The sequence below is a fragment of the Ensifer sp. 38_S197 genome, from assembly GCF_056924495.1.
In genome coordinates, this window is the sequence record NZ_JBXOVZ010000002.1 from 1233299 (window position 1) to 1256315 (window position 23017).

General features: G+C 63.8%; 17 protein-coding genes. 16 read left to right on the top strand and 1 reads right to left on the bottom strand.

Annotated features, from left to right (window positions below; translation table 11 throughout):
- Window positions 1-21: 21 nt before the first annotated feature.
- Together AC1Z3V_RS19135 and olsB are read left to right on the top strand one after the other, a co-directional pair.
- Window positions 22-2298: a hybrid sensor histidine kinase/response regulator gene (locus AC1Z3V_RS19135; protein ID WP_483501099.1), complete on the top strand. Its 2277-nt coding sequence runs from the start codon at window positions 22-24 to the stop codon at window positions 2296-2298.
- A gap of 120 nt (window positions 2299-2418) precedes the next feature.
- Complete coding sequence (olsB, locus tag AC1Z3V_RS19140; protein WP_483501100.1) at window positions 2419-3309, top strand: l-ornithine N(alpha)-acyltransferase; 891 nt, start codon at window positions 2419-2421, stop codon at window positions 3307-3309.
- A 340-nt stretch (window positions 3310-3649) separates the two neighbouring features.
- Here the strand turns inward: olsB and AC1Z3V_RS19145 are convergent, their stop codons facing one another.
- Window positions 3650-5935, bottom strand: a complete 2286-nt coding sequence (locus AC1Z3V_RS19145; protein WP_429811014.1) for an NADP-dependent malic enzyme — start codon at window positions 5933-5935, stop codon at window positions 3650-3652.
- A 103-nt stretch (window positions 5936-6038) separates the two neighbouring features.
- On the opposite strand from AC1Z3V_RS19145, the gene mutS reads away from it, so the two are divergent.
- From mutS to AC1Z3V_RS19215, 14 genes are all read left to right on the top strand, one after another.
- Window positions 6039-8792, top strand: coding sequence for a DNA mismatch repair protein MutS (mutS, locus tag AC1Z3V_RS19150; RefSeq protein ID WP_483501102.1), 2754 nt, complete (start codon window positions 6039-6041; stop codon window positions 8790-8792).
- 238 nt (window positions 8793-9030) lie between these two features.
- Window positions 9031-11874, top strand: a complete 2844-nt coding sequence (locus AC1Z3V_RS19155; RefSeq protein ID WP_483501104.1) for a [protein-PII] uridylyltransferase — start codon at window positions 9031-9033, stop codon at window positions 11872-11874.
- Entirely contained in the window at window positions 11871-13475 is a 1605-nt protein-coding gene (gene murJ / locus AC1Z3V_RS19160) for a murein biosynthesis integral membrane protein MurJ (protein WP_483501105.1), read from the top strand. Before AC1Z3V_RS19155 ends, murJ begins: the two co-directional genes overlap by 4 nt.
- Window positions 13475-13867, top strand: a complete 393-nt coding sequence (locus tag AC1Z3V_RS19165; RefSeq protein ID WP_483501106.1) for a VOC family protein — start codon at window positions 13475-13477, stop codon at window positions 13865-13867. The genes murJ and AC1Z3V_RS19165 overlap by 1 nt, the downstream gene beginning before the upstream one ends.
- A 108-nt stretch (window positions 13868-13975) precedes the next feature.
- Window positions 13976-15040 (top strand): tryptophan--tRNA ligase, encoded by a 1065-nt coding sequence (trpS, locus tag AC1Z3V_RS19170; protein WP_483501108.1) that lies wholly within the window; start codon window positions 13976-13978, stop codon window positions 15038-15040.
- A 161-nt stretch (window positions 15041-15201) separates the two neighbouring features.
- A complete protein-coding gene (locus tag AC1Z3V_RS19175; protein ID WP_483501110.1) occupies window positions 15202-15693 on the top strand; it encodes a universal stress protein in 492 nt (163 codons plus the stop codon).
- A gap of 106 nt (window positions 15694-15799) precedes the next feature.
- The gene (locus tag AC1Z3V_RS19180) at window positions 15800-16366 is read left to right on the top strand and encodes a NifU family protein (RefSeq protein WP_483501112.1); all 567 of its coding nucleotides are present in this window, start codon (window positions 15800-15802) and stop codon (window positions 16364-16366) included.
- Between the two features lie 257 nt (window positions 16367-16623).
- On the top strand, window positions 16624-17283 hold the full coding sequence (gene tsaB, locus AC1Z3V_RS19185) for a tRNA (adenosine(37)-N6)-threonylcarbamoyltransferase complex dimerization subunit type 1 TsaB (protein ID WP_483501114.1): 660 nt from the start codon (window positions 16624-16626) through the stop codon (window positions 17281-17283).
- A gap of 6 nt (window positions 17284-17289) precedes the next feature.
- A complete protein-coding gene (locus AC1Z3V_RS19190; protein WP_483501116.1) occupies window positions 17290-17787 on the top strand; it encodes a GNAT family N-acetyltransferase in 498 nt (165 codons plus the stop codon).
- A 98-nt stretch (window positions 17788-17885) separates the two neighbouring features.
- Window positions 17886-18677 carry a lyso-ornithine lipid O-acyltransferase gene (gene olsA, locus AC1Z3V_RS19195; RefSeq protein WP_483501118.1) on the top strand — a complete coding sequence of 264 codons (792 nt, stop codon included), beginning with the start codon at window positions 17886-17888 and terminating at the stop codon, window positions 18675-18677.
- Between the two features lie 70 nt (window positions 18678-18747).
- Complete coding sequence (gene miaB / locus AC1Z3V_RS19200; protein ID WP_483501120.1) at window positions 18748-20148, top strand: tRNA (N6-isopentenyl adenosine(37)-C2)-methylthiotransferase MiaB; 1401 nt, start codon at window positions 18748-18750, stop codon at window positions 20146-20148.
- Window positions 20149-20175: 27 nt separating this feature from the next.
- On the top strand, window positions 20176-21231 hold the full coding sequence (locus AC1Z3V_RS19205; protein WP_429811032.1) for a PhoH family protein: 1056 nt from the start codon (window positions 20176-20178) through the stop codon (window positions 21229-21231).
- An 18-nt stretch (window positions 21232-21249) separates the two neighbouring features.
- The gene (ybeY, locus tag AC1Z3V_RS19210) at window positions 21250-21756 is read left to right on the top strand and encodes an rRNA maturation RNase YbeY (protein ID WP_483501122.1); all 507 of its coding nucleotides are present in this window, start codon (window positions 21250-21252) and stop codon (window positions 21754-21756) included.
- 12 nt (window positions 21757-21768) lie between these two features.
- Window positions 21769-22938: a hemolysin family protein gene (locus tag AC1Z3V_RS19215; protein ID WP_429811036.1), complete on the top strand. Its 1170-nt coding sequence runs from the start codon at window positions 21769-21771 to the stop codon at window positions 22936-22938.
- Window positions 22939-23017 lie beyond the last annotated feature (79 nt).

A 23017-nucleotide genomic window follows, 5' to 3' on the forward strand; every position in this document is an offset into this window, starting at 1 on the left:
TTGTCGTGTTAGCCGGATCGCATGAGCGAACCGTCACGATTGCTGGAGCGGATCGAATCCGGCTTCCGGAGAGGGGGCCGGACAGGAGAAGCGCCGCTGGTTGCTCCGCTCCCTGTCGAGGTGCCGCCTCCGGTCCCCGCGCAGGAAGCACCCGTCGACGGCAAGCGCCATGCGGTCAGTCAGGCCTCGCTGGCCTTGCTCGGCCTGATCGCTTCCGGGCTCATTCTCGTCATCGGCATGAGTGCCGGCTTCTACCTGTTTTCGGCGGCGATCGCGGCGGCAGGCTCGGTCGGCGTGCTCCTACTCGTCGTCGAAGCCATACGGTCTTTCGATGGCAGGCAGGCACGCGACGAAGCGGACAGGGATGGCGATTGGCACCGCTCCGAAACGTCCGCGTTGCTCTCGACCATTCATGATGCGCTCGGTGACCTCGCGATCATGCGCGGCATGGACGGAAAGATCGTTCATGCCAACGCGGTCTTCCATCAGGTCTGCGGCCGCTCCGATGTCCGCGGCCTCGATTGTGCGACGCTTGGCCTGAGCTTCGAGCCGAAGGTCGCGCCCAATCACTACCTGGTGCGGATTGCGGTATCGGATGGCGTGCGTCTTTACGACTGGCACGACGTGATCGCCCGCGATCCGGCCAGCGGCAAGCTCATGCGCCACAGCATCGCCCGAGACGTCACCGAGGAGGCGAAGGCCGCGCGCGAACGCGAAGCGGCACGCCGGCGGGCGGAGGAGGCGAGCAAGGCGAAGTCGCGGCTGCTTGCCACCGTCAGCCATGAGATCCGCACGCCGCTTTCCGGCATCCTCGGCATGAGCCATCTTCTCGGCCAGACCCGACTGTCGAGCGAGCAGAAGAACTACCTCGCCGGCATGCAGCAATCCGGCCATGCGCTGGTCCAGCTCGTCGAGGATCTGATCGATTTCTCGTCGCTCTCGGCCGGCCGCTTCCAGTTCCGCCCGACCCGACAGGATCCGCGCGCCGTCGTCGAGAGCGTGGTGGAGATGCTCTCCAACCGGGCGCATGAAAAAGGCATCGAGATCGGCGCGACGGTCGCCGTCGACGTGCCCGCCGAAATGGCGTTCGACGCGGCGCGTCTGCGTCAGGTGCTTTTCAACGTCATCGGCAACGCGGTCAAATTCACCGAAGTCGGCGGCGTCTTTGTCAGCGCCGATACGGTCGACGAATGCGTTCGGATTCGCATCGACGACACCGGCCCGGGCATGTCGCCGGAAGATCTGAAACGCATCTTCGAGGAGTTCGAGCAGGCCGGCAACGACGAGCAGCGGGCGAAGGGGACCGGGCTTGGCCTCGCCATCTCCCGACGGATCATGCAGGCCTGCGGCGGCAGCCTCACGGCGGCAAGCGCGCCCGGGCGCGGCAGTCGCTTTGAAATTCGCCTGCCTTTTGCCGAGATCGAGCCGGTGGCGCCGGAGCGCCAGACGTGCCTTGCCGGCTCCCATGTCCTGGTCATGGCGCCGGATGGTCCGGCCTCGGCGGCGCTCGCGGCGACGATCGCCACACTCGGCGGTCGGTGCCACCGCGCGACCACGCTTGCTGCGGCCCAGCATGTCCTTGCGGACGTGCTCGCCGGCGGTGCGCCCTTGACCGACGTGATCGTCGACCACCGCCACGCCCAGCAATACAAGCAGTTGCTTTCGCTGCAGCCGGCGATCGCGCGGTTGGAAGTGCGGCGCACCTATCTGATCAATCCGGAGGAACGCAACAGCCATCCCGTCAACCAGATGGACGGCTACGAGGCCTGGCTGATCCGGCCGCTGCGCGAAAAATCCCTGGTCGAGGTGCTGCTCGGTCGCCTGAAGGGAATCGAGAAGCGCGACGCGATCAACGACAACCGGCCCGTCCTGCGGGAGGAGCCGGCGACCGCTCCCGTCCGCAACAGGGCGAATGGGATCCTTCTGGCCGAAGACGATCCGGTCAACGCGCTGATCGTTCGCACCGTGCTCCAGCGCTCGGGGCATTCGGTCCGCGTCGTCAGCGACTTCGGCGCCGTTGCCGAGGCCCTGCATGCGCCCGGCGAGCGTCCACTTCCGGAACTGCTGGTGACCGATCTCAACATGCCGGGCGGCGACGGGCTTTCGCTGCTGCAGCACCTGCGCGCCGACGAGACCGCGCGTTCGGCGCCACGCTTGCCCGTGATCATCCTGACGTCGGATGTGCGCGCCGATATGCGCGACAAGCTGATGGGCGCCGGTGCGGACGCGGTGTTGTCGAAGCCCGCCGATCCGCAACTGCTGACTTCGGAGATCGACCGCCTGCTGCGCAAACGGTAACTTCGGCAGTGGTAACGGTATCGATCGGGGAGCGGGGGTTGTGCGCCGCCTTCATGTCACTATGTTGTTGCAGAAACGTGGTCTAAGCCCGGCAGACGGAATTGATTCGGGATGACGCGGATGGCCATCGAGCTACTGGATTCGGCGAACGTGGTAGACACTTCTCAGGCTTGCATCGGCAAGAAGGCCGCCGTCCCGACGACCGACGTTCTTGGCCGGATCGCCAATCTCGAGACGCGCCTGGCGCGCACGGCATCGGAGATCGATGCTGCCCAGGCCGTCCGCTACAGGGTTTTCGTCGAAGAGATGAAGGCGCAGGTTGGCGCCGAAGCCGACCGCCGCAAGCGCGACGTCGATAGCTGGGACGCGATCTGCGATCACCTTCTGGTTCTCGACACCTCGATCGAGGGCGATACCGAGGATCAGATCGTCGGCACCTATCGCTTGCTGCGCCAGGATGTGGCCGAGCGGGCAGGCGGCTTCTATTCGGCTTCCGAATTTGCGATCGATCAGCTTCTCGCGCGCCACCCGACCAAGCGCTTCATGGAGCTCGGCCGCTCCTGCGTATTGCCGGACTACCGCACCAAGCGGACGGTGGAGCTGCTTTGGCAGGGAAACTGGGCCTATGCCCTTAAATACGGCATGGACGCCATGTTCGGCTGCGGCTCCTTCCCCGGTGTCGTGCCGGCCGAGCACGCGCTGGCGCTCTCCTTCCTGCACCACAACATTCGCGCCCGTGACGAATGGGCGGTGAGCGCGCGTCCGGAACTGCATCGGACCATGGACCTGATGCCGGCCGAGGCGATCAATGCGAAAAAGGCTCTCGCCGCCCTGCCGCCGTTGATCAAGGGCTACATGCGCCTTGGCGCAATGGTTGGCGACGGCGCGGTGGTCGATCATGCCTTCCATACGACGGATGTTTTGATCGTCCTGCCGATCAGCAATATTTCCGGCCGCTATCTCAATTATTACGGCGCCGATGCCGGGCGGTTCGCGACGTCCGTCTCCTGACGGGCGCCTGCCGGGATTAACCAAATATTAATGACGAGTTTGACTTTCTAGCCTGAAAGAGAGACTTGTATTGTCAAGTTCTTCTCTAATTTCATGACGAGAGAATAGAGAAAATAACGGAGGAATGGCCGATCATTTCCGGAGATCGGTCGGCATAGAGACCAAAATCCTCCGTCTTTCATTACCTGAAACGTAGTACTGTTGCCTGATTTTGAGCTCGCCTCTTCTCTACGGGAGATGCGAGCTCTTCTTTTTACAAATTGTGCCGATTTGTTACTATTTCGGCAGGCCCGGCGACTTCGAGTGCCAGGCCTGTGTCAAAATAGTACATTCGTCGGGGTCACATGCCGGCATTGTAGGCGGCAATGGCTGCCATGTTGACGATGTCGGAATCCTTGGCCGACATCGAAACAATCTGGATCGACTTGTCGAAGCCGACGAGCAGCGGACCGATCACGGTGGAGCCGCCGAGTTCCTGCAGCATCTTGGTCGAGATCGATGCCGAGTGGAACGCCGGCATGACGAGCACGTTGGCCGTGCCCGAGAGGCGGCAGAACGGATATTGCTCCATGACGCGGGCGTTGAGCGCCACGTCTGCCGCCATTTCGCCGTCATACTCGAAGTCGACGCGGCGCTTGTCGAGGATGTTGACCGCTTCGCGCACCCGCTCGGAGCGTTCGCCCGAGGGATGGCCGAAGGTGGAATAGGCAAGCATTGCCACGCGCGGCACATAGCCGAGCCGCTTGGCGAGGCCGGCGGCTTCCTCGGCGATATCGGCAAGCTCTTCCGAAGAGGGCATGTCGTGCACTGCCGTGTCGGCGACGAGCACGGTGCGGCCGCGGCAGAGCGCGATCGAGACGCCGATCACGCGGTGACCTGGCTTCGGATCGATGCAGCGACGCACGTCCTCGAGCGCCGTCGAATAGTTGCGGGTAATACCCGTGACCATGCCGTCGGCATCGCCGAGCGCCACCATGCAGGCGGCGAAGTGGTTGCGGTCGTTGTTGATCAGGCGCTGGGCGTCGCGGAAAAGGAAGCCTTTCCGCTGCAGACGGGCGTAGAGATAGTCCGTATAGGCGCCGACGCGCTTGGAAAGCCGTGCATTGACGATCTGGATGCCCGGGCGGTCGAGGTCGATGCCCTCGCGCTCCGCCGTCTCGCGCATGCGTTCCTCGCGGCCGAGCAGGATGGCGGTGCCGAGTTGCTGGTTGGCATAGGCGATTGCCGAGCGCATGACCTGCACCTCTTCGCCTTCGGCAAAGACGATGCGCTTCGGCTGGCGCCGGACGCGTTCGTAGATACGCTGCAGCGTCGAGGCGATCGGGTCGCGCCGGGCGGAGAGCTGGCGGCCATAGGCTTCGAGATCGGTGATCGGCTTGCGGGCGACGCCGCTTTCCATTGCCGCCTTCGCGACCGCCATCGGGATCGCCGAGATTAGGCGCGGGTCGAAGGGAACCGGAATGATGTATTGCGCGCCGAAGCGTGGCCGGTTGCCCTGATAGGCCGCGGCGACATCGTCGGGCACGTCTTCCTTGGCAAGGCTCGCCAGCGCTTGCGCGGCGGCGATCTTCATCTCGTCGTTGATCGTCGTCGCGCGCACGTCGAGCGCGCCGCGGAAGATGTAGGGGAAGCCGAGCACGTTGTTGACCTGGTTCGGATAGTCCGAGCGGCCGGTGGCGACGATCGCGTCGTCACGGATGCGAGTGACTTCCTCCGGCGTGATTTCCGGATCCGGATTGGCCATGGCGAAGATGATCGGCCGCGGCGCCATCGAGCGGACCATGTCTTCCGACAGCGCACCCTTGGCCGAAAGGCCGAAGACCACATCGGCGCCATCGAGCGCTTCGGCGAGCGTGCGGCGGTCGGTCTTGACCGCATGCGCCGACTTCCACTGGTTCATGCCCTCGGTGCGGCCCTCGAAGATGACGCCCTTGGTGTCGCAGAGGATGACATTTTCCGAGTTGAAGCCCATCGACTTGATGAGCTCGATACAGGCGATGGCGGCAGCACCGGCGCCGTTGCAGACGAGCTTGGTGGTCTTGAAGTCGCGACCCGTCAGTGCCAGCGCGTTGATGAGGCCGGCGGCGGCGATAATCGCGGTGCCGTGCTGGTCGTCATGGAACACCGGAATGTCCATGACCTCGCGCAGCTTCTGCTCGATGATGAAACAGTCCGGCGCCTTGATGTCTTCGAGGTTGATGCCGCCGAAGGAGGGGCCGAGAAAGCGCACGCAGTTGATGAATTCGTCGACATTCTCGGTATCGACCTCGAGGTCGATGGAATCGACGTCGGCGAACCGCTTGAACAGCACCGACTTGCCTTCCATGACCGGCTTGGAGGCGAGCGCCCCGAGATTGCCGAGGCCCAGAATGGCGGTGCCGTTCGAGATCACGGCCACCATGTTGCCGCGCGTCGTATAGTCGTAGGCGGTGGAGGGGTCCTCGGCGATGGCCTTTACCGGAACGGCGACACCAGGCGAATAGGCGAGCGAAAGGTCGCGCTGCGTGGCCATGGCCTTGGTGGGGGAAATCTCCAGCTTTCCGGGACGGCCCTGCGAGTGAAAGTCGAGCGCTTCCTGCGCGGTGACGGTCGTCACGGCGCGATCGGTCTTGTCGGTAGCCGGCATGTTTACTCCATCCTCCTGTGGGCGAGCCTTGCGGCGCGCCTCTTTATGGTTGTCGTCTATAATTGCTTGGGGATAGTGTGCCATCTCTTTTTTCGGGACAATCATGAATTTCGTGTCAGACCAATCGAACCGCGCCGGCGAGGTGTTGTCCGCAGCCGATCTGGCGACCGAGGAGAGCCGCTCCTCGGCGACGCCGATGATGGAGCAGTTCATCGAGATCAAGGCGAACAACCCGGATTCGCTCCTGTTCTATCGCATGGGCGACTTCTACGAGCTGTTCTTCCAGGACGCGGTCGAGGCGTCGCGGGCGCTCGGCATCACGCTTACCAAGCGCGGCCAGCACATGGGCCAGGAGATCCCGATGTGCGGCGTGCCGGTGCATGCCGCCGACGATTATTTGCAGAAACTGATCGGGCTCGGCTTCCGTGTTGCCGTCTGCGAGCAGGTGGAAGATCCGGCGGAAGCAAAGAAGCGCGGCAGCAAGTCGGTGGTGCGCCGCGACGTCGTGCGCCTGGTGACGCCTGGCACGATCACCGAAGAGAAGCTTCTGTCGCCGTCGGAGACCAACTATCTGATGGCCCTGGCGCGGATCAGGAGCGGATCCGAACCGGCATACGCGCTCGCCTGGATCGATATCTCCACCGGCATCTTCCGCTTGGCCGAGACCGCGGAAAACCGGCTCCTCGCCGATATCCTGCGTATCGAGCCGCGCGAACTGATCCTTGCCGATACCGTCTTCCACGACCCGGAAGTGAGGGCTGTCTTCGACGTGCTCGGCCGCGTGGCGGTGCCGCAGCCGGCGGTGCTGTTCGACAGCGCGACGGCCGAGGGGCGTATCGCCCGCTATTTCGGCGTGAAGACGCTCGATGGCTTCGGCACGTTCTCGCGTGCGGAGCTGGCGGCCGCCTCGGCCGCGATCTCCTATGTCGAGAAGACCCAGCTTGCCGAGCGTCCGGCGCTCGGCATCCCCGAGCGCGAAAGCGCCGCATCGACGCTGTTCATCGATCCGGCGACCCGCGCCAACCTCGAGCTGGTCAAGACCCTGTCGGGCGCGCGCGAAGGGACGCTTCTGAAGGCGCTCGACCGAACGGTAACAAGCGGCGGCGCACGGCTTCTCGCCGAGCGGCTGATGTCGCCGCTGACCGATCCGGATCGCATCAACCAGCGTCTCGACTCGATCGAGATCCTTGCGGACCAGCCTTCCTTCGCGGGCGACCTGCGCGACGCGCTGCGGCGGGCGCCGGATATGCCGCGCGCCCTGTCGCGGCTGGCGCTCGGCCGCGGCGGCCCGCGAGACCTCGGCGCCATTCAGGCCGGCTTGCGTGCCTCCGCGTCGATTTCACGCTTGATGGCGGCGGGCACGCTGTCGGATGAGCTGAAGGATGCGCGGGCCGCGATCGACGCGCTGCCCGCCAGTCTGCTCGGCCTGCTCGACGCCATGCTTGGCGAGGAACTTCCGCTCCTCAAACGCGACGGCGGTTTCCTGCGCGAAGGCGCCAATGCCGAGCTCGACGAAGTGCGAGCTCTGCGCGACCAGTCGCGCCGGGTGATCGCCGGCCTGCAACTGCAATATTCCGAAGAGACCGGCATCAAGTCGCTGAAGATCAAGCACAACAACGTGCTCGGTTATTTCATCGAGGTAACCGCCGGCAATGCCGGCTCGATGACCGACACGGATGCCGGCCGTGCCCGTTTCATCCATCGCCAGACCATGGCGAATGCCATGCGCTTCACCACGACGGAACTGGCCGAGCTCGAAAGCAAGATCGCCAACGCCGCCGACCGGGCACTGTCGATCGAGATCGAGGCTTTCGACCAGATGACGGCCGAGGTCGTCGCCGCCGCCGAGACGCTCAAGGCGGCGGCATTGGCGCTTGCGACGGTCGATGTCTCGGTCGGTCTCGCCGTGCTTGCCGAAGAGCAGGCCTATGCCCGCCCGACCGTCGACCGCTCGCGCATGTTCGCCATCGACGGCGGCCGCCATCCGGTGGTCGAGCAGGCCTTGAAACGCCAGGCGGCCAATGCCTTCGTCGCCAATGGCTGCGATCTCTCGCCGCCGGACGGCGAGGAGGGCGGCGCGATCTGGCTGCTCACCGGTCCCAACATGGGCGGTAAATCGACCTTCCTGCGCCAGAACGCGCTGATCGCGATCATGGCGCAGATGGGGACTTTCGTTCCTGCCGCGAGCGCCCATATCGGCATCGTCGACCGGTTGTTCTCCCGCGTCGGCGCCTCCGACGACCTGGCGCGTGGGCGCTCGACCTTCATGGTCGAGATGGTCGAGACGGCGGCAATCCTCAACCAGGCGACCGACCGCTCGCTGGTGATCCTCGACGAGATCGGCCGCGGCACCGCCACCTTCGACGGCCTCTCGATCGCCTGGGCGGCGGTCGAACATCTGCACGAGGCGAACCGCTGCCGTGGCCTGTTCGCCACCCACTTCCATGAGCTGACCGTGCTTTCGGAAAAGCTCGGACGTCTCTCGAACGCGACCATGCGCGTGAAGGAATGGCACGGCGACGTGATCTTCCTGCACGAAGTGGGGCCGGGCGCTGCCGACCGCTCCTACGGTATTCAGGTCGCCCGCCTTGCCGGCCTGCCGGCCTCGGTGGTGGCGCGCGCCAAGGACGTGCTCGCCAAGCTCGAGGATGCCGACCGCAAGAACCCGGCGAGCCAGCTGATCGACGATCTGCCGCTCTTCCAGGTGGCGATCCGCCGCGAAGAGGTGAAGGCCGCAGGTCCGTCCAAGGTCGAGGAGGCGCTGAAGGCGCTGAACCCGGACGACATGACGCCGCGCGAAGCACTCGACGCGCTCTACGCGCTGAAGAAGGAACTGAGCGCCGCCAAGGCGGGATGAGGAAAGGTGTGTGCGGCTTTCCGCCGGCATCCCGCCAACCGTTGAAATGGGCTGAAACGGTGCGCGCCTTTTTCCTGTGCAGGTGCCGGTAAAAAGGCTATACAGCGCCGCGCGCCTTTGCCGGCGCGGCGATTGAAATGCTGTGTGGTCTTTTTTCGGCCTCGGTCGCAAGGATCATGCAGGAGCTCTTGCTAGAGCGACCACGCAACCAGTCGGACAGGACGCCCCTCGGCACTTCATGGGCAGACACGAAATATCCTTCCCCGAGATCCTCGACGTCGCAGCGCTGCGGGCGAAATGCGACTTCATCGCCTCGGCCCATGCCGAGCAGCGCGAGCCGATGCGCCAGGCGCTGCTTGCCGCCTTCAAGCAGGCGAATACCGCTGGCCGGACGAAGGCGCGCGAGCTGTTCAACGCCGACGGCGCCGGTATTCTCTGCGCCGAGCGCATTTCCTGGCTGCAGGATCAGCTGATCACCGTGCTGCATGATTTCGTGCTGAACGAGATCTTCGACGCCGCCAACGCGCCGCTGGCCTCGCGCATCGCGGTGGCTGCAGTCGGCGGTTATGGCCGCGGCACGCTGGCGCCGGGTTCGGATATCGATCTTCTGTTCCTGCTACCGGTCAAGAAGGCCGTCTGGGCGGAGCCGGCGATCGAGTTCATGCTCTATATCCTCTGGGATCTGGGCTTCAAGGTCGGCCACGCCACCCGCACCATCGACGAATGCATCCGACTGTCGCGCGCCGACATGACGATCCGCACGGCCATTCTGGAGACGCGTTACATCTGCGGTTCCGGGGCGCTGAGCACCGAGCTCGAAACGCGTTTCGACCACGAGATCGTGCGCAACACAGGCCCGGATTTCATCGCCGCCAAGCTTGCCGAGCGTGACGAGCGCCACCGCAAGGCGGGCGATACGCGCTATCTCGTCGAGCCGAACGTCAAGGAAGGCAAAGGCGGCCTTCGCGACCTGCACACGCTGTTCTGGATCGCCAAGTATTTCTACCGGCTCAAGGATACCGCCGACCTCGTCAAGCTTGGGGTCTTGTCGCGGCAGGAATACAAGCTCTTCCAGAAGGCCGAGGACTTCCTCTGGGCCGTGCGCTGCCACATGCATTTCCTGACCGGCAAGGCGGAAGAGCGGCTGTCTTTCGACATCCAGCGCGAGATCGCAGAAGCGCTCGGCTATCACGACCATCCCGGCCTCTCTGCCGTCGAACGCTTCATGAAGCACTACTTCCTGGTGGCGAAAGATGTCGGCGACCTGACGCGCATCTTCTGCGCAGCGCTCGAAGACCAGCAGGCGAAGGACGCGCCCGGCATTTCCGGGATCATCGGCCGTTTCACCCATCGCAGCCGCAAGATCGCCGGCACGTTGGATTTCGTCGACGATGGCGGCCGCATCGCGCTCGCAAGCCCCGATGTCTTCAAGCGCGACCCGGTCAACCTGCTGCGCTTCTTCCACATCGCCGATATCAACGGGCTCGAGTTTCATCCGGCGGCTCTGCGCCAGGTGACGCGCTCGCTGAGCCTGATCACACCGCACCTGCGCGAGAACGAGGAGGCGAACCGTCTGTTCCTGTCGATCCTCACCTCGCGCCGCAAGCCGGAGCTGATCCTCAGGCGCATGAACGAGGCGGGCGTGCTTGGCCGCTTCATTCCGGATTTCGGCAAGATCGTCTCGATGATGCAGTTCAACATGTATCATCACTATACGGTCGATGAGCACCTGCTGCGCACCGTCGACGTTCTCTCGCGCATCGAGGGCGGCATCGAGGAAGAGGCGCATCCGCTGGTCGCCAAGTTGATGCCGGGGATCGAGGATCGCGAGGCGCTCTATGTCGCCGTGCTCCTGCACGACATCGCCAAGGGCCGGCCGGAGGACCATTCGGTCGCCGGCGCCAAAGTGGCCCGGCGTCTCTGCCCGCGCTTCGGGCTTTCGCCGAAACAGACCGAACTCGTCGCCTGGCTGATCGAGGAACATCTGACGATGTCGATGGTCGCCCAGACGCGCGACCTCAACGACCGCAAGACGATCGTCGACTTTGCCGAACGGGTGCAGTCGCTCGACCGGCTGAAGATGCTGCTGGTGCTGACGGTCTGCGATATCCGGGCCGTCGGCCCCGGTGTCTGGAACGGCTGGAAGGGCCAGCTTCTGCGCACGCTCTACTACGAGACCGAGCTGCTGTTGTCGGGCGGTTTCTCCGAATTGTCACGCAAGGAGCGCGCGGCCCACGCTGCGACGATGTTGGGCGAGGCACTGACGGACTGGTCCGAGAAGGAGCGCGACGCCTATGTTCGCCTGCATTATCAGCCCTATCTGCTGACGGTGGCGCTGGAAGACCAGATGCGCCATGCGCGTTTCATCCGCGAGGCCGATGCCGCCGGCAAGGCGTTGGCGACCATGGTGCGCACGCACCAGTTCCATGCGATCACCGAAATCACGGTGCTCTCACCGGACCATCCGCGTCTCCTGACCGTGATTGCCGGCGCCTGCGCGGCTGCGGGCGCCAACATCGTCGACGCCCAGATCTTCACGACGTCGGACGGTCGGGCGCTGGATACGATCCTGGTCAACCGCGAGTTCTCCGTGGACGAGGACGAGATGCGGCGGGCTGCCAGCATCGGCAAGCTGATCGAGGATGTGCTTGCCGGCCGCAAGCGCTTGCCGGAAGTGATCGCCAGCAGAACCAAGGTGAAGAAGCGCACCAGGGCCTTCACCGTGACGCCCGAGGTGACGATCAGCAACACGCTGTCGAACAAGTTCACGGTGATCGAGGTCGAGGGTCTCGACCGTCCGGGCCTCTTGTCCGAGATCACCGCTGTGCTCTCCGATCTCTCGCTCGACATCGCCTCGGCGCACATCACCACCTTCGGCGAGAAGGTGATTGATACCTTCTACGTCACCGACCTCGTCGGCCAGAAGGTGACGAGCGAAAACCGTCAGATGAACATTGCCGCCCGCCTCAAGGCCGTCATGGCCGGCGAGGGTGACGAAGCCCGCGACCGCATGCCCTCCGGCATCATCGCGCCGCCACCGGGCGTCTCCTCCGCTCAAAGAACGACAAAAGCCGAAACATGAGTCTGGTCAAGAAATTTGCAACCGTCGGCGGCGCGACCCTTGGAAGCCGCCTGTTCGGCTTCATCCGCGAAACCTTCATGGCCGCCGCTCTCGGCACAGGCCCGGTCGCCGACGCCTTCAATACCGCCTTTCGCCTGCCCAACACCTTTCGCCGGTTGTTTGCCGAGGGCGCCTTCAATTCCGCTTTCGTGCCGCTCTTTGCCAAGGAGATCGAGGCGAACGGCATGGAGGGCGCGCGGCGTTTCTCCGAGGAAGTGTTCGGCGTTCTCTTCACTGTCCTGTTGTTCCTGACGATCGCGATGGAACTGACGATGCCCTTCATCGTCAGCAACCTGATCGCCCCGGGCTTTGCTGACGATCCCGAGAAGCTCGGCAACACCATCGTCTTTGCAGCCATCATGTTCCCCTATCTCGCCTGCATGTCGCTGGCGGCGATGATGGGCGGCATGCTGAATTCGCTGCACCGCTTCTTCGCGGCAGCGATTGCGCCGGTGTTCCTCAACGTCATCCTGATCGGGGTATTGGCCTATGCCTGGTTTGCGGGGCAGGATCCGGTGGCCGTCGGCTATGCCCTTTCCTGGGGCGTCATGGCGGCCGGCCTGGTGCAGCTTGCCATTGTCTGGTTCGCCGTACGCGACGCCGGCATAAAGATCGGCCTCCGCCGACCGAAGATGACCGCCAGCGTCAGGCGCCTGCTGGTGCTCGCCCTGCCGGCGGCAATCACGGGCGGCATCACCCAGATCAACCTGCTGATCAACACCAACATCGCTTCGGCGAGCGAAGGCGCGGTCTCGTCGCTGGTTTATGCCGACCGCATCTACCAGCTTCCGCTCGGCGTCGTCGGCATCGCGGTCGCAACCGTGCTTCTGCCGGAACTCGCCCGGGCGCTGCGTTCCGGCAATCTCGCTGAAGCGTCGAACCTGCAGAACCGCTCGGTCGAGTTCACGCTGTTCCTGACGCTTCCGGCCGCGGCCGCGCTATTGGTCATGTCCGAGCCGATCGTTCGGCTGCTCTTCGAGCGCGGCAAGTTCTCGCCGGATTCGACCGTCATCGTCGGTCACATCCTGGCTATCTACGGTCTCGGCCTGCCGGCTTTCGTGCTGATCAAGGCCTTCATTCCCGGCTTCTTCGCGCGCGAGGATACGCGCACGCCGATGATCTTCGCTGCCATCTCCGTCGTTGTGAACGTGTCGCTTGCGCTCACTTTGTTTCCGCGGCTCGGCGCCAGCGGCATCGCGACGGCCGAGATCGTTGCCGGCTGGGTGAATGCCGTCCTGCTCTTTGCGACACTCGTCTGGCGCGGCCATTGGGGCAGGGACATGCCGCTGCTCACCCGTATCCCGCGTCTCGTCATAGCGGCGGCGGGCATGGCCGCGGCGCTCTATTTCGCCATCGACTGGTTTGCCTTCGAGCTCTCCTCTGCCGCGCCGCTGCTCACCCGGACGGTGACGCTATCGGGTCTGGTCGCTGTTGCCATGGTCATCTACTTCGCGCTTGCTTTCGGCCTTGGTGGTGCCAGCCTCGGCATGATCCGTCGCAATCTCAAACGCGGGGCGAAAGCGCCCGCGGCGCCCGTCGCGGCACCGGAGACAGGGGACTGATGCGCCAGACCATCGCACGCATTGCCCTGGTCGTGCCGGACTACGACGCGGGCATCGCCTTCTATTGCGGCAAGCTCGGCTTCGATCTCGTCGAAGACACCGCACTCGACGCAGATAAGCGTTGGGTCGTCGTCCGTCCCAAGGGGGCCGTCGAAACATCGATGCTGCTCGCCAAGGCCGATGGCGAACGCCAGCAGGCGGCGATCGGCAACCAGACCGGAGGCCGCGTCGGCTTCTTCCTGTTTACCGACGATTTTGCCCGAGACCATAGGTCGATGCTTGCCGAGGGAGTCGTCTTTCTCGAAGCGCCGCGTCACGAGCCCTATGGCACCGTTGCCGTCTTCAGCGACCCGTTCGGCAACCACTGGGACCTGCTGCAGCCTGCCGAGTAGACCGCGTTTCGCCCTCTTGATTGCCTCCCGGGACCCGTGCATAAGCCATGCCGTTAGCAACATGGGCCAGCCGGCCCTGGGGCCCTCCACCAGCCTATTGAGGACGACATGAACGAATTCAAGCCGCTCGTATTTTCCGGCGTTCAGCCGACGGGCAATCTCCATCTCGGCAACTATCTCGGCGCGATCCGCAAGTTCGTGGCGCTGCAGGAAAACAACGACTGCATCTATTGCGTCGTCGACCTGCATTCGATCACCGCTCAGCTCGTGCACGAGGACCTGAAGGGGCAGATCCGCTCGATCGCCGCCGCCTTCATCGCTTCGGGCATCGATCCGAAGAAACATATCGTCTTCAATCAGTCGGCGGTGCCGCAGCACGCCGAACTCGCCTGGATCTTCAACTGCGTCGCCCGCATCGGCTGGATGAACCGCATGACGCAGTTCAAGGACAAGGCCGGCAAGGACCGCGAGAACGCCTCGCTCGGCCTGCTCGCCTATCCGAGCCTGATGGCGGCTGACATCCTCGTCTATCGCGCCACCCATGTTCCTGTCGGCGATGACCAGAAGCAGCATCTGGAGCTGACGCGCGACATCGCGCAGAAGTTCAATATCGATTTCATGGAGCATATTCGCAGCGCCGGCTGCGGTGTCGACATCGTCGTCGGCGAGGAGCCGATCCATGCCTATTTCCCGCCGGTGGAGCCGCTGATCGGTGGCGCGACGCCGCGTGTCATGTCGCTGCGCGATGGCACCAAGAAGATGTCGAAGTCCGATCCGTCGGATCTTTCGCGCGTCAACCTCATGGACGATGCCGAGACGATTTCGAAGAAGATCCGCAAGGCCAAGACCGATCCGGACGCGCTTCCGAGCGAGCTCGATGGCCTGAAGGGACGCCCGGAGGCGGAAAATCTCGTCGGCATCTACGCCGCGCTCTCGGACAAGACCAAGGAACAGGTGCTTGCCGAGTTCGGCGGGCAGCAGTTCTCGGTCTTCAAGCCGGCGCTCGTCGACCTCGCGGTCGAGGTCCTGTCGCCGATCACCGGCGAGATGCGGCGCCTGATGGGCGACACCGCCCATATCGACGCAATTCTCCGCGATGGCGGCGAGCGTGCGCGGGTGCGCGCGGAAAAGACGATGCGCGAAGTGCGCGAGATCATCGGTTTTCTGCAGTAATCCGGTGATTTTGGGTCCCACGACCCAAAATCACCGTTGCCATCGATCCTGACGGATCGGAGCGGGACGGGTGGAAAACCATATGCACTTTTTCCTCGTCCCGCTCCAAAACGCCAAAATGAGACCTTGCGGCGGCACGCCCGGGATGTAATGTTCACCCTATGGTCTCGACCCGACTCTCTCGACTTGAAGGTCACCGCCGCAAATTCATGGCGGTGATAGACGATACCCCGGAATGCGACCGCGCCGTGCACTATGCGGGCATGCGCGCCAAGAACTCCAATGGCGGTCTCGTCCTGCTCTATGTGATCGCCGATGGCGACTTCCAGCAATGGCTGGGGGTCGAGGAAATCATGCGTGCGGAAGCGCGCGAGGAAGCCGAGGCGACGCTCGCCAAGGTGGCTCAGTCGGTCCGCGAGCGGATCGGTATCGAACCCGAGATCGTCATCCGCGAGGGGACTGCCACGGAGCAGATCCATGCGGCGATCGAAGAGGACCGCGACATCGCCATTCTGGTGCTGGCCGCAGGATCGGCGAAAGAGGGCCCAGGTCCCCTGGTGTCGTCGATCGCGGGCAAGGCTGCAGCTTTCCCGATTCCCGTCACCGTCATCCCCGATGCGCTGACGGATGAGGAGATCGACGCGCTCAGTTGATCTGCGTCGCTATGTGCCCTTGCGGCCGCAGGGCCATGCCCTTATATTCTTTTGAATTATTCTAAAGAGCTGGGCGAAAGCCGCTCCCGGCGAAACGGAGACAGACATGTTCATTCAGACCGAAGCCACGCCGAACCCGGCCACACTGAAGTTTTTGCCGGGCAAGGTTGTTCTGGAAAACGGCACCGCCGAGTTCCGCGACGAGGAAGAAGCGCGCGCCGGCTCGCCGCTGGCGGCACGGCTGTTTTCGATCCCGGGCGTCACCGGTGTCTATTTCGGCTATGATTTCATTACCGTCAGCAAGGAAGGCCAGGAATGGCAGCATCTGAAGCCGGCGATCCTCGGTTCGATCATGGAGCACTTCATGTCGGGCCAGGCGATCATGGCCGGCAGCGGCCGCGCCGAGCAGTCGGACCAGGAGGACGAGTTCTTCGACGAGGGTGACGAGACGATCGTCGCGACGATCAAGGAACTGCTGGAAACCCGCGTGCGCCCGGCCGTTGCCCAGGACGGTGGCGACATCACCTTCCGCGGCTTCAAGGACGGCACCGTATTCCTCAACATGAAGGGCGCCTGCTCCGGTTGCCCGTCGTCCACGGCGACGCTGAAGCATGGCGTGCAGAACCTGCTGCGCCATTTCGTTCCCGAGGTGGAAGCCGTCGAGTCCGTCTGACCCCGGACGTCGTCCGGCGTTTTGTGAACGAAGGCGGGGTGGGGAAAAGTGTGCGCGGTTTTCCGTCTGTATCCGGACCCAACCTGGTGCATGCTTCCTTTAATCCGAGCCGCTTAAGGGCAAAGACACACAGCGCTTCAAAAGTGCTACTGCGACCATTGCGTGTCTGCTAAGACGCGCGGCACTGTAGTAGTATTGATTTGCCGCAAAACCGGTCGGCTTTGCGGCCTGTGGCGTCTGAAAGATCCAGCGTTGAAATGATTGTACTTGCGATCGACACGTCCGGCTCCGGCTGCTCCGCTGCCGTCTACGACAGCGAAACGGCCGTTGTGCTCGGGCGCTCCGGTGCCGATCTCGGCAAGGGCCATGCCGAGCGGCTGATGGAGTTCGTCGACGAGGCACTGGCCTTGGCCGGTCGCGCGCTTCCCGATATCGATCGCATCGCGGTCACCGTCGGTCCGGGCTCGTTCACGGGCATTCGTGTCGGCGTGGCGGCTGCCCGCGGGCTGGCGCTGGCGCTTGGCAAACCCGCAGTCGGCGTCTCGACGCTTGCGGTTCTGGCGGAGGGGTTGCGAGCGGCTACGCCCGGAAAGCCCGTTCTCGCTGCCATCGATGCCAAGCGCGATGAAGTCTATCTCCAGGCTTTCGACGCGGCGGGCGTTGCGGCGGGCGAGCCGGAGGCGCTCTCCGTCGAAGCGGCGCGCGAACGCTACTCCGGTTTTGATGGTGTCATCGGCGGTTCCGGCGCGCATTTGATCGCTGAGGACATGCCGTCCAAGCCCCCCGAACTCATCGATGTTGCCTTCGTCGCGGCGCTCGGCGCCGCTGCTGATCCAGCCTCGGCCAAGCCGCGACCGCTATATCTGAGAGGCCCCGATGCCAAGCCGCAGGCGGGCTTCGCGATTGCCCGAGCGTAGACTGAGATGAGCTTCACCGATTACTTCACCCGCCGCACCGAATTCGACATCTTCCCGCTGGAGGAAGCCGACCTGCTCGCGGCGGCGGCGCTGCATCGCCAGCGTTTCGCTTCTCCTTGGAGCGATGGCGAAATTCACGCGCTGCTCGTTCAGGACACGGTGTTCGGCTTCGTCGCGCGGCAGACCAATGGCAGCTTCCGTCCGGCCTTTGGCGGCTTCGTCCTGTCGCGCGCCGTCGCCGGCGAGGCCGAAATCCTGACGATCGGCGTCGAGCCACGTTATGCACGCTCCGGTCTCGGCTGGCGGCTGATGCAGGCGGCCATGCGCGAGGCCCTGGTCAAGGGCTCCGAGGCGTTGTTCCTCGAAGTGGACGAGACCAATCAGGCGGCGATCGGGCTCTATCGCAAGCTCGGTTTCAACAAGGTCGGCGAACGTCGCGCCTATTACCAGGACAAGGCCGGTCAACGGACCGCCGCGCTTGTCATGCGGCTCGATCTTCGCTAGTCCCAAGCGCACAAGAGCGGGATGAGGAAAAGTGTATGCGGTTTTCCGCCCGCATCCCGCTTTAACTTTCTAGGGTCGCGCGCGGGAACTCTTTCCGGATGATCAATTGGCTACGGATTGCGATCTTCGCAGCGCTTCTGGCGCTGGTTTCGCTTGTGCTGATGCCGATCCAGGTCGTCTGCCTCTGGCTCGATCTGAAACCCCGCCGCCGCTTGCCGCGATACTGGCATCGGCTCGCCTGCTACCTTCTCGGCATCAAGGTGCGGGTCCACGGCGAGGTCGAGCGCCGGCGACCGCTGCTCATCTGCGCCAATCACGCCTCCTGGAAAGACATTCTTGTGCTCTCCTCGGTCGCCGACGTCGTCTTCGTCGCGAAGTCCGAAGTGAAGAGCTGGCCTGTCTTCGGCATTCTCGCACGGCTGCAGGCGTCGATCTTCGTCGAGCGCGAGCAGAAGCGTTCGACCGGCAAGCAGGTCAACGAGATGGGCGGGCGCATGGCGGCGGGCGAGATCGTCGTGCTCTTTCCGGAGGGAACGACGTCGGACGGCAATCGCCTGCTGGAGATCAAGACCTCCCTCTTCGGCGCGGCCGCCTCGGCCGTGCCGCACTCGCCGACCGGTCTGGTGCACGTCCAGCCGGTCGCCATTTCCTATACCGGCATCCACGGTATGCCCATGGGGCGCTACAACAGACCGATTGCCGCATGGCCGGGCGATATCGGCCTGGTTCCGCATTTGCTCGGGATACTGCGAGAAGGCGCGATCGAGGTCGACGTCGATTTCGGCGAAGCGGTCGACTACGACCGGCACACCAATCGCAAGGAGGTGAGCCGCAAGATCGAGCAGCGCATTCGCGGCATGCTGTCGGATCGCTTGCGCGGGCGCGCCTGACGTCTGCCGGCAAAGGCAGTCTTGCCGAAAATACTTCAACTTCGGGCCACTTTGCACTAAGTAACCGGCCATGACCCAGGAAACAGCCCTTCTGTCGACTACGCCCGCCACGGGCGACGAGCGCGCGCCGGCCCGCAAGGTCTTCGTCAAGACCTACGGCTGCCAGATGAACGTCTATGATTCCGACCGCATGTCGGATGCCTTGTCGCGCGATGGCTACGTCTCGACCGACGTGCTCGAGGATGCCGATTTCGTGCTCCTCAACACCTGCCATATTCGCGAGAAGGCGGCGGAAAAGGTCTATTCCGAGCTCGGCCGCCTGCGCGACCTCAAGAAAGCAAAAGCCAAGGAAGGCCGCGAGATGGTGATCGGCGTTGCCGGCTGCGTTGCGCAGGCCGAAGGCGACGAGATCCTCAGGCGCGCGCCGGCGGTCGATCTCGTGATCGGCCCGACCACCTATCACCGCCTGCCGGAAGCGCTGAGGCGTGCCCGCGGCGGCGAACGCGTCGTCCAGACGGACTATGCCGTCGAGGACAAGTTCGAACACCTGCCGGCGCCCGACAAGGCAAAGACCCGCGCGCGCGGCGTCACCGCCTTCCTGACGGTGCAGGAGGGGTGCGACAAGTTCTGCACCTTCTGCGTCGTGCCCTATACCCGTGGGTCCGAAGTCTCCCGCCCGGTCGCGCAGATCGTCTCGGAAGCGGAAAAGCTGGTCGACGGCGGCGTTCGTGAAATCACCCTGCTCGGCCAGAACGTCAATGCCTGGCACGGCGTCGGGCCCGACGGCCGCGAATGGGGACTTGGCGATCTGCTGAGGCGGCTTGGCGAGATCGAAGGCCTTGCCCGGCTGCGCTACACCACAAGCCACCCGCGGGACATGGACGACAGCCTGATCGAAGCGCACCGCTCGATGGCGAAGCTGATGCCCTATCTGCACCTGCCGGTGCAGTCCGGTTCCGACCGCATCCTCAAGGCGATGAACCGGAGGCATACGGCGGCCGAGTATCTGGCGTTGATCGAGCGTATCCGCGCCGTCCAACCGGACCTCGCTCTGTCAGGCGATTTCATTGTCGGCTTCCCCGGAGAGACCGACGAGGACTTCGAAGACACCATGCGCCTCGTCGAGACGGTGGGTTATGCACAGGCATTTTCGTTCAAATATTCGACGCGTCCCGGAACGCCCGGCGCCGAACTCGGCAGCCAGATTCCCGAGGACGTGAAAGCCAAGCGCTTGGAAAAATTGCAGGCTTTGCTGTTTTCGCAGCAGCGCGCCTTTGCCGAATCCTGCGTCGGCCGCGAAATCGACCTACTTTTGGAGAAAGAAGGACGCATGCCGGGCCAGCTCGTCGGGCGTTCCCCTTGGCTGCAGCCCGTGAATGTTGATGCAAAAGCATCGCAAATCGGTGACATTATCAAGGTGCGAATCATCAAGGCCGGGCCGAACAGCCTGTTTGCGGAGATGATCGGGTAAGGACCGAAAACAAGGAGCCTGAACCGCTTGAACGGACACGAACTGATCTCTTCATCCTCGCGCCAGTCGAAAACCTCTGCGACAGACGCCAATCACTTCGTGCTGACATTCGAGAACAATCGGTTCGCCAGCGAGCTCTTCGGCCAGTTCGACCAGAACTTGAAGCTTCTCGAGGAGCGCCTGCGCATCGACGCCCGGCCGCGCGGCAATTCCGTCGCGATTTCCGGTGACGTCGTCGCCACCAATCAGGCGCGCCGTGCCCTCGATTATCTCTATGGGCGGTTGCAGAGCGGCGCGTCGATCGATTCTTCGGATGTCGAGGGCGCGATCCGTATGGCGGTTGCCGCCGACGATCAGCTACAATTGCCGACCATGGAGCGTAAAGCCAAATTGACAATGGCGCAGATTTCGACGCGCAAGAAGACGATTGCAGCGCGCACACCGACACAGGATGCCTATATCCGCGCGATGGAGCGTGCTGAACTGGTCTTCGGCGTTGGCCCGGCCGGCACCGGCAAGACCTATCTTGCCGTTGCCCATGCCGCGCAGTTGTTGGAACGCGGCGCCGTTGATCGCATCATCCTGTCGCGTCCCGCAGTCGAGGCGGGCGAGCGCCTGGGCTTCCTGCCCGGCGACATGAAGGAGAAGGTCGATCCCTATCTCCGGCCGCTCTACGACGCGCTCTATGACATGATGCCGGGCGACAAGGTCGAACGGGCGATTACCGCCGGCGTCATCGAAATCGCGCCGCTCGCCTTCATGCGTGGCCGAACGCTTGCCAATGCCGCCGTCATCCTCGACGAGGCGCAGAACACGACATCGATGCAGATGAAGATGTTCCTGACCCGTCTCGGCGAAAACGGCCGCATGATCGTCACCGGCGATCCGAGCCAGGTCGACCTGCCGCGCGGCGTCAAGTCGGGCCTGGTCGAGGCTCTGCAGATCCTCAGGGGCGTCGAGGGCGTTTCGGTGGTCCGCTTCAAGGACGTCGACGTCGTCCGTCATCCGATGGTGGCGCGGATCGTCAGGGCATACGAGTCGCACACGGCCGTTCACGACGAAAGCGAGCAGAGCGACCGCTGATCGGCGGTCGTTGCGATCATGACGGCATTGGACATTCAAATCAGCGTGGAAGAAGGCGATTGGCCCGAGGAAGAGGCATTGCTTGCCTTCTGCGCGCCCGTTCTCGAAGCGGCAGCAGCCTATCTTGCGGCCGAAGAGAAACAGCCGCTGCCGAAAGCGCCGCCGGAACTTTCCCTTGTCTTCACCGACGACGCTTCCATGCGGGCGATCAACGCCGAATGGCGCAACCAGGACAAGCCGACGAATGTGCTGTCCTTTCCTGCCTTTCCGGTGACGCCGGGTGCGATGCCCGGGCCGATGCTCGGCGACATCATCGTCGCCCGTGAGACGCTTGATCGCGAGGCCGTGGAACTGGAGAAGTCCTTCGATGCGCATCTGACGCATCTTCTCGTGCATGGATTCCTGCATCTTTTCGGTTATGATCATATGGACGATGACGAAGCCGAAAGAATGGAAAGCCTGGAGACTCGCATTTTGGCGCGTCTTGGCTTATCTGACCCCTACGGGGATCGTACCCCGGATTAACAGTTTGGACCGATGAGCGATTACAAAACACAGCCCGTCGCGCTGGCGACCGAGGAGGCAGACGCCTCCGGAGAGGCGGAGGCGGGCAGTAGTAGCACCGCCACTCGACACGAGGGCACGAAATCCACTTCTTCCTTCTGGAGCCGGGCCGCGCGCCTGTTGCGCGGCGCAAGCCCATCGAGCCTGCGCGAGGATCTTGCCGACGCGCTTCAGACCGATGCCGACAGCAACACGGCCTTCTCGCCCGGCGAACGGGCGATGCTCAACAATATCCTGCGCTTCCGCGAGATCCGGGTCGAGGACGTCATGGTTCCGCGCGCCGACATCGAAGCGGTCGACCAGAGCATCACCATCGGCGAATTGATGGTGATCTTCGAGGAATCCGGCCGCTCGCGCATGCCGGTCTATAACGACGGCCTCGATGACCCGCGCGGCATGGTGCACATCCGCGACCTGCTTTCCTACGTCACCAAGCAGGCCCGCAACCGTCGCCGCAACGGCAAGGCGCCGGCTGCCGTGCCGGCGTCAAGCGAAAAGACCGAGAAGACACCGCGCTCGCCGAAGGCGAACTTCGACCTCTCCCGCGTCGATCTCGGCAAGTCGCTGGAAGAGGCGGGCATCGTCCGCCAGCTCCTGTTCGTGCCGCCTTCGATGCTGGCTTCGGACCTGATGCAGCGCATGCAGGCCGCCCGTATCCAGATGGCCCTCGTCATCGATGAATATGGCGGCACCGATGGCCTCGTCTCGCTCGAAGACATTGTCGAGATGGTCGTCGGCGACATCGAGGACGAGCACGACGACGACGAAGTCATGTTCGCCCGCACCTCGGATGATGTTTTCGTCGCCGATGCCCGCGTCGAGCTGGAAGAGTTCGCCGCGGCGATCGGTCCGGACTTCGACGTGCGCGAGCAGCTCGAAGATGTCGACACGCTCGGCGGTCTGATCTTCGCCTCGCTCGGCCGCATCCCGGTGCGTGGCGAGGTCGTCCAGGCCATTCCGGGCTTCGAGTTCCAGATCCTCGATGCGGACCCGCGCCGGGTGAAACGCGTTCGCATCATGCGCAAGCGTCCGCCGGCGCGCCGCCGCGTGTCGCGGCCGGAGGGCGAAACCGTTCCGGAGACGGGTATCGTCAATCGTGCCGACGGCGCAGCCCCTACCGAAGCAACGGCCGACGAGCAATGATCGCTCGGCCCCCGCGCACGTTCCACGTGCGCGGGCAGATGCCTCCCACCCATCCGCTTGACCTCTCCCGGCTTGAACA

Coding starts and splice junctions, on each gene's coding strand:
- AC1Z3V_RS19180 (WP_483501112.1), top strand. CDS start 15,800: ATGTTCATTCAGACCGAAGCCACGCCGAACCCGGCCACACTGAAGTTT.
- trpS (WP_483501108.1), top strand. CDS start 13,976: ATGAACGAATTCAAGCCGCTCGTATTTTCCGGCGTTCAGCCGACGGGC.
- AC1Z3V_RS19145 (WP_429811014.1), bottom strand. CDS start 5,935: ATGCCGGCTACCGACAAGACCGATCGCGCCGTGACGACCGTCACCGCG.
- AC1Z3V_RS19190 (WP_483501116.1), top strand. CDS start 17,290: ATGAGCTTCACCGATTACTTCACCCGCCGCACCGAATTCGACATCTTC.
- tsaB (WP_483501114.1), top strand. CDS start 16,624: ATGATTGTACTTGCGATCGACACGTCCGGCTCCGGCTGCTCCGCTGCC.
- AC1Z3V_RS19165 (WP_483501106.1), top strand. CDS start 13,475: ATGCGCCAGACCATCGCACGCATTGCCCTGGTCGTGCCGGACTACGAC.
- AC1Z3V_RS19175 (WP_483501110.1), top strand. CDS start 15,202: ATGGTCTCGACCCGACTCTCTCGACTTGAAGGTCACCGCCGCAAATTC.
- miaB (WP_483501120.1), top strand. CDS start 18,748: ATGACCCAGGAAACAGCCCTTCTGTCGACTACGCCCGCCACGGGCGAC.
- AC1Z3V_RS19215 (WP_429811036.1), top strand. CDS start 21,769: ATGAGCGATTACAAAACACAGCCCGTCGCGCTGGCGACCGAGGAGGCA.
- ybeY (WP_483501122.1), top strand. CDS start 21,250: ATGACGGCATTGGACATTCAAATCAGCGTGGAAGAAGGCGATTGGCCC.
- murJ (WP_483501105.1), top strand. CDS start 11,871: ATGAGTCTGGTCAAGAAATTTGCAACCGTCGGCGGCGCGACCCTTGGA.
- olsB (WP_483501100.1), top strand. CDS start 2,419: ATGGCCATCGAGCTACTGGATTCGGCGAACGTGGTAGACACTTCTCAG.
- AC1Z3V_RS19155 (WP_483501104.1), top strand. CDS start 9,031: ATGGGCAGACACGAAATATCCTTCCCCGAGATCCTCGACGTCGCAGCG.
- olsA (WP_483501118.1), top strand. CDS start 17,886: ATGATCAATTGGCTACGGATTGCGATCTTCGCAGCGCTTCTGGCGCTG.
- mutS (WP_483501102.1), top strand. CDS start 6,039: ATGAATTTCGTGTCAGACCAATCGAACCGCGCCGGCGAGGTGTTGTCC.
- AC1Z3V_RS19135 (WP_483501099.1), top strand. CDS start 22: ATGAGCGAACCGTCACGATTGCTGGAGCGGATCGAATCCGGCTTCCGG.